The sequence below is a fragment of the Dietzia sp. DQ11-38-2 genome (assembly GCF_014145055.1).
Classification (GTDB): Bacteria; Actinomycetota; Actinomycetes; order Mycobacteriales; family Mycobacteriaceae; genus Dietzia.
This window is the reverse complement of sequence record NZ_JAALDW010000028.1, coordinates 1-6,361: the sequence shown is the minus strand read 5'-3', so window position 1 is coordinate 6,361 and position 6,361 is coordinate 1. Positions and strand designations below refer to the sequence as shown.

At 66.8% G+C, this 6,361-nt stretch carries 6 protein-coding genes; 2 read left to right on the top strand and 4 right to left on the bottom strand.

Annotated features, from left to right (window positions below; all coding sequences use genetic code 11):
* Window positions 1-357: 357 nt before the first annotated feature.
* From G6026_RS01165 to G6026_RS01155, 3 genes are read right to left on the bottom strand one after another with little or no spacing between them, the layout of a single operon-like run.
* Complete coding sequence (locus G6026_RS01165; protein ID WP_182611995.1) at window positions 358-1,101, bottom strand: MBL fold metallo-hydrolase; 744 nt, start codon at window positions 1,099-1,101, stop codon at window positions 358-360.
* Complete coding sequence (locus G6026_RS01160) at window positions 1,098-2,036, bottom strand: fumarylacetoacetate hydrolase family protein (protein ID WP_309230200.1); 939 nt, start codon at window positions 2,034-2,036, stop codon at window positions 1,098-1,100. Before G6026_RS01160 ends, G6026_RS01165 begins: the two co-directional genes overlap by 4 nt.
* Window positions 2,033-2,569, bottom strand: coding sequence for a TetR/AcrR family transcriptional regulator (locus G6026_RS01155; protein ID WP_182611994.1), 537 nt, complete (start codon window positions 2,567-2,569; stop codon window positions 2,033-2,035). The genes G6026_RS01160 and G6026_RS01155 overlap by 4 nt, the downstream gene beginning before the upstream one ends.
* 133 nt (window positions 2,570-2,702) lie before the next feature.
* On the opposite strand from G6026_RS01155, the gene G6026_RS01150 reads away from it, so the two are divergent.
* Window positions 2,703-4,061: an alpha/beta hydrolase gene (locus G6026_RS01150; protein WP_182611993.1), complete on the top strand. Its 1,359-nt coding sequence runs from the start codon at window positions 2,703-2,705 to the stop codon at window positions 4,059-4,061.
* Here the strand turns inward: G6026_RS01150 and G6026_RS01145 are convergent.
* On the bottom strand, window positions 3,989-5,518 hold the full coding sequence (locus G6026_RS01145) for an NCS1 family nucleobase:cation symporter-1 (RefSeq protein WP_182611992.1): 1,530 nt from the start codon (window positions 5,516-5,518) through the stop codon (window positions 3,989-3,991). The two genes, G6026_RS01150 and G6026_RS01145, sit on opposite strands and share 73 nt — an antisense overlap.
* Window positions 5,519-5,948: 430 nt before the next feature.
* Here G6026_RS01145 and G6026_RS01140 point away from each other — a divergent pair.
* Window positions 5,949-6,361: GntR family transcriptional regulator (locus G6026_RS01140; protein WP_182611991.1), on the top strand; the 413-nt coding region annotated here is incomplete at its 3' end.

The window sequence follows — 6,361 nt, the reverse complement described above, 5'->3', positions numbered from 1 at the left end:
CTGAGCGCCGCGCCTGCGGCTTCCCTGAGTTCTGACGGTGGGTGGCCGATCCAGCGCGAGCTGGGTACGCGTCACGAATGGACCCGAGAGGGCGCGCAACCCAGGGACTGGCGAACAGACAGGACGCGCAGGCCGAAGGCGACGCGCAAGCCGGGGCAGGGGCGAGCAGTGGGGGCGCACAACCCCGGGAGGGGCAGCGGGTGCGGGCGGACTGCCGCCCACGTCGGTGTGGGTCGAGGATTGTGCGCGCCCGCCTGTCCATGGCGACGCTGCGCCTGATGCGCCGAGCACGCGGGTGCGAACGGCGTCAGCGCGTCCCGGACGGTTACTCCGAGGGACAGTTCTGATGCACTACCGCTACCGCCCCCTGAGGGCCTGATCCACGGCGTCGACCAGGGCTTCGCGGAGGACGGGCCCGTGTCCGGGCACGATCACATCCGCCTGCAGGCCGCCGAGCGCGCTGAGGCTGCGGGCCATCTCGGCCTCGTCCTCGCTGAAGCAGGACGGCAGGAACTGCGGCCGTGGAGGTCCCGCCAACAGGGGATGGGACGTGACGAGGGAGTCGCCGGTGAACACCACTCCGAGGTCGTCGAGCAGGTACGCCGTGTGCCCACTGGTATGCCCGGGGGTCGAGATGGGGACGGGGGCTCCCGGGAGATCCAACGCCTCGCCGAACGGCACCGCGACCGCGGACGGGACCGACATCGTCATGTGGGGAAGAACTGCCTTGAGAGTCTGCGCGACCCAGATCAGGCCGGCTCGACTGGTGCACTGGTGGAGCATCTGCACCGGCGTGATCTGCTCCTGGTAGTCGCGGCGGGCATGGGCGACCTCGGTGGATCCGGTGTAGACGGGAACACGGTGCTCCGCGAGCAGCGAGGGGATGCCGCCCATGTGGTCGAGGTGCGCGTGGGTCAGGATGACGGCCTGGACGTCCTGGGGTACGCGCCCAATGGCCTCCAGCGACGCCAGGAGGAGTCGACCATCATTGGGGTACCCCGCGTCGACCACGGTCACGGCGTCGCCGTCGGTGACCAGCGCCCAGTTCACGTTCGTGCCCGTGACCAGATGGACGGTCCCGGTGACCTGCTCGATCTTCACGCCTGGCTCCCTTCGATGATCGGGTGCCGGATGGTGCCGACACCGCTGAGGTCGAGCTCGAGTACGTCTCCCGGCCTGAGCACCACCCCGGCCTCGATGCCGGAGCAGCCCGGCAGGGTACCGCTACCGAACAACTCCCCCGGATAGAGCTGCTCGCCACGCGAGGCGTGAGCGAGCGCTTCGCCGAGGGAGTAGGCCGGATTCCGGGTCGAGCCGGTGGCCACGACGGTCCCGTTCACACTGACGCTGGCGAACAGGTCGGTGACGTCCACGGCATCGGCGGCGACGAGGTCCGCCGACATCGAGGACAGGAAATGCTTGGACTTCTGCGGGCCGAACCCGCTGCGCATCTCCTTGAGCTGGACATTGCGCACCGAGAAGTCGTTCAGCACCACATAACCACCGATCGCGCCGGCCGCTTCCTCCGGCGTCGCATCGCGCAGCGGGGCGTTGAGGACGACGCCCAGCTCGAGTTCGTAGTCGAGGGAGTCGGCGTACGCGGGGGCGGCCACCGGGGTGCCCGTGGGGACAAAGGTGAGCGCGTTGCCCATGTAGTAGATCGGCTGGTCGTACCAGAGGGCGGGTGGCTCGAACTTCGGGAAGGTCCGTCTGGTGACCCGCTCATACAGGGAAGTGAACCGGTGGGCCCGGGGCAGGTAGGTGCGGGCGATGCCCCGGGAGGCGGCGATCACGTGCTGTTCGTAGAGCATGAAGTCGCGGAACGACAGGGGCGCGAACGGTGTCAGCACGTCACCCCCGGATTCCTGGGCCCCCTGGGGGGCGGGTGTGCGCTCCGGGATGCCGGGCGGGATTTCCAGCGGGTCCGCGCCGCCGTCCTCCCATGGCCTCCAGGCCCCGTCGAGCATGACCTCGGTGGTGGGGAGCCCGCCGACGAGGCGACGACGGACGCGGGTGGGTGCGGCTGCATGGTTCACGGTGTCCTTCCGGCGCCAGCGAGGAGCAGATCGACCTGTTCGGCGATCGCGGTGGCGGGGTCGCCCCCGAGCAGGAGGTGACGCAGATGGAGAGGCGCGATCAGCATCTGCAGGAAGAGACGGGCGTCGGTGCCGGGGGCGAGCTCTCCCCGGTCGATCCCTCGCTGAATCATCATGCTGCTGGCGGCGAATCGCTGGTCCCAGAACCGTGTACGGAGCTCGGACAGCTCCTCGGACCACTCGATCATCATCATCGCCCGCAGGATGGCCGTCCCCCGACGGGAGGCCAGGAACGCGGCGAGGCCCTCGGCGAAGCCGATGAGATCGGACCGTATCGCACCGGTGTCGGGAACGGGGATCGATTCGTCGCTCTCCGTGAGCAACGCCTCGGCGACCAGGTTCTCCCGGGTCTCCCAGCGCCGGTAGATCGAGGAGGGCGCGACCCCGGCACGTGCGGCGATATCCGGGATGCTCGACTGGACCAGGCCCTCGTCGAGGCAGGACAGGACCGCGTCGAGGACTTTCCGCCGCACGACTGCGGAACGCCCCCCTGGCCTGCTGCCTCTGTCGTCCACAACAGAAGACTAACGCAAATCCCATTGCTTTAAGGAGAATTCTGGAACTAGCATCCGACCGACGACTACTCGACGGAAACGGAGCTCGCGGATGCCGCGGTGGACCAAAGACCTCTTCGTGACCTGGTGCGCACTGACCAAGACGACGGAGCGAGCCACGCGCCGACGGGGGGCCCGGTACTTCCTCCCGGCACTGTTCGTCGACAGGTTCGTCAACATGGGCGGCCTCGACAGGGAACTGTTCATCCGTCAGCTCGAGGACTGCCGGACGTTCCAGGACACTGCCTGGGCGAACTACTGGGGCGAGTGCGCCCGGGTCCACCTCGACGCCGCCGACGTCGAGTTGCGGAGCCTGGGAGCGCCCCCCACAGAACAGATCCTCGGTCCCGGCGGGGAGTCGACGGCCGCGGAACTGGGTGCCGTCCTCGCCCCCGCCGCGACCATCTTCACCGACAGGACCCCGGAGAACGGCCGGACCCTCCTGCCAGACTTCCTCGCCGCGAATCCGGACGCTCGTCGGGAAGCCGTCGCCATCGACGAGTTGGTCAAGGCCATGACCTACCTCTTCGCCGCGGCATGGCCGGGTTGGACACCGCAGCGGCTCCGGGCCTACGCCGAGTCCCAGCGCCTCCTCCACGTCCTGCTCCTCGGCATCGCGCCGCACCTGGGTTTCCACGCCGAGCGCATCACGCTGGACATCGCGGGCGAGAACGCCGTGGCCTACGGGACCTTTCCCGAGGGTGACCACGAGTGCCCCACCGTGCTGGTCACGAACGGCCTCGAGGGGACCATCCAGGAAGCCCTGCTCCCGGCGCTGCGGCATCGCCACCGCGGTATGGCGATGGTCACGATGGAGATGCCCGGCACCTTTCAGTACCGACTACCACTCTCCGCAGCGACCGAGGGCATGTACGAGGCGGTGATCGAGCAGCTCGCCGCGCATCCTCGAGTCGACGCCGAGCGCATGGGAATGATGGGAATCAGCTTCGGAGCCCACTGGTCGACCCGTATGGCCGTCCGCAGCCACCGCCTCAAGGCGGTCGTGTCGAACGGAGGGCTCTACCACCGCAGCTTCGGGCTCGCGGCCACCCTGGGCATGCCCGGCATCATGCTGTGGACCCTGCAGCGGACGACCGGCGCCCGGAACCTCGTGGAGCTCGGCCGCACACTCCATGAGCTGTCGATCAAGCGGCTCTACCCGACCGTCGCCATCCCGATCCTGGCGATCAACGGTGACGACGACACGCTGATCAGCACGCTAGACACCGTGGACCTGGCGGACGGGGCACCGCTCGGAGAGTTGCTGCTCTACCCGGGTGACGACCACTGCGCGATGGGCCACTACACCGAATGGCTCGACTTCTCCACGCAGTGGTTTCACGACACACTGGGGGCCGCGTCGATCCCAGGCGGCGGCGGGGCTGCTCCCACCCGCACGGACGGGTTGTGATTACGCATCACGGCCCAGTACAGCACGCCTCCGATGAGGGCGCCGATCACCCATGCGAAGCCGGACAGCATTCCGAGGGCCGGCACCCAGACCGCACTGATGGCGAATACCGCGGCAAGAGCGACTGCCACCAGGGCTCGAACATTCCAGCCACGGGTGTAGTAATAGGGACCGTCGGAATTCATGCTGAACATGTCCTCGGTCCGAACGTGCTTCCGGCGGACGATGTAGTAGTCGACCACCAGCACGCCGTAGAGCGGCGCGAGAATCGCGCCGAGAGTGTCGACGAAGGTGGGCAATCCGATTTCCTCGATGACTGCGACCCAGAACGCGCCGATGACGAAGCCCACCGCAGCGGTGATGTACCCGCCCGTCTTGAAGCTGATCTTCTGGGGGGCGAGGTTGGCCAAGTCGTAGGCCGGCGGAATGAAGTTCGCCACCAGATTGATACCCACGGTGGCGAGTAGGAACGTCACCGCTGCGATAATGGCCAGCACCACCGATTCGGTCTGTTCCACAATGTCCGCCGGGTTGTCCATGGGCTGACCCTGCCCGTCCTGGAAGACCACGTATGCACCTGCGGTGATGAACAGCGACAGGAAAGTGAAAAACGCCAGCGACAGCGGCAACCCGGTGAAGTTGCCGATCTTCATCTCTTTCTCGGTTCGGGAGAACCGGGAGAAGTCACCGAAGTTGATGATGACCGCGCTGAAGTAGGCGATCATCGTTCCCACCACACCGAAGAAGGCGGCCACGGCGGCCCAGCCGGTCACATCGGAATCGCTGAAAATGGAGCCGACCGCCGGGAGCATGTCCCCACCTGCTCTCACCCAGATGATGATGAGCAGCACCACCATGACCGCGTAGACAGCAGGCCCGGCGAAGTTGAGGAACCGCGCGATGACATCGATTCCTCGGGTGAAGAGCAGTACCTGTAGAAGTGCGACGATGACGTAAGAGACCCACCCGACTGCGTCTAGCCCCATGAAGGTGCCGCCCCCCGGGTTTCCGACGGCGGCGTTGATGGCCAGGGCAACCGCTGTGGAGGCGAAGTACGTCTGCGCCCCGTACCAGAAGATCGCCACTATGCCACGGACCAAGGCCGGGAACTTCGCGCCCAGAACACCCATGGACAGCCGTGCCATCACCGCATAGGGGACCCCGTGTTTCACGCTCGGTGAGCCGGTGAGGTTGACGAGCCAGTTGACAAAGGCACCCGCGAGGATGATCGCGGCAAAAACCCACCAGCCATTGAGTCCGGAGGTGATGAAAAGTGAGGCGGCGAGGGTATATCCGGCCAACGACTGGACGTCATTGGTCCACACGTTGAAGATCTCGAACCATCCCCAGGTCTTCTTCTCTTTGGGCACTGGGGCCAGGTCGGCATTGTGCAGGCCCGGGGCAGGCGCCGCAACGGGGGCTTGGGGCGGTGTGGCCTCAAGGCTCTGCACGGACATGGGTCCTCCATTCATGACAGGACGTGACGCCGGCCAGGTGAAATGCGCTTGATAAGCGCGAAAGAAGTGGGAGCTTCAATCGGGACGATTAGACGAGACGATTGTCACGGCCCGATTGCGGAGGCAATACGTTCGGAAGACGCGCTCCGATCTCGTCCGGTCCCTCATCGCAGCACTTGATGGCGAAGAGTCGCCCATTCCCGCCGAGTTCTCGGGACCATAGCCCGGCGGCGGTTCGTCCCAGCCGAGGCCGGGCCCGCCGCTGCGCGCGCCGTCCCGTTCACCACACCAGCCCGGTGGTCACGCTCTCGACAACCCCGGCTTGCCCACGCGGCCGCGGAGCTCGGGCTCTACGTCCCTAGGGACTTTCCTCCGCAATCTTATGGTCATACCAGTTGACCACATGGCCAGTGTTCTCTACTGTGCGTGTATGGCACTTCGTCCCGTACAGCGGCAGTCCGTGTCCGACCAGGTCTTCGACCAAGTACTTTCCGAGGTTGTCGACGGCGAGCTCGCGGCCGGTGACGCCCTCCCCAGTGAGAGACGTCTGGCCGAGGTCCTCGGTGTCTCTCGGCCGGCGGTGCGCGAGGCGCTTCAGCGGATCGCTCAGACCGGTGTGGTCGAGGTTCGTCACGGCGGCACGACGACGGTCCGCGATTTCCATCGGCACGCCGGGCTCGACCTGTTGCCGCGGCTCATGGTGCGCGGCCAGAAGCTCGATGTGGCCATCGCCCGCAGTGTGGTCGAAGCGCGCACTCAGATCGCTCCCGGCATTGCGGCGCTGGCCGCGGAGCGCGGCGGCCCGGCGGTCACGGCGCCGCTCGGCGAGGTCCTCGACCGTCT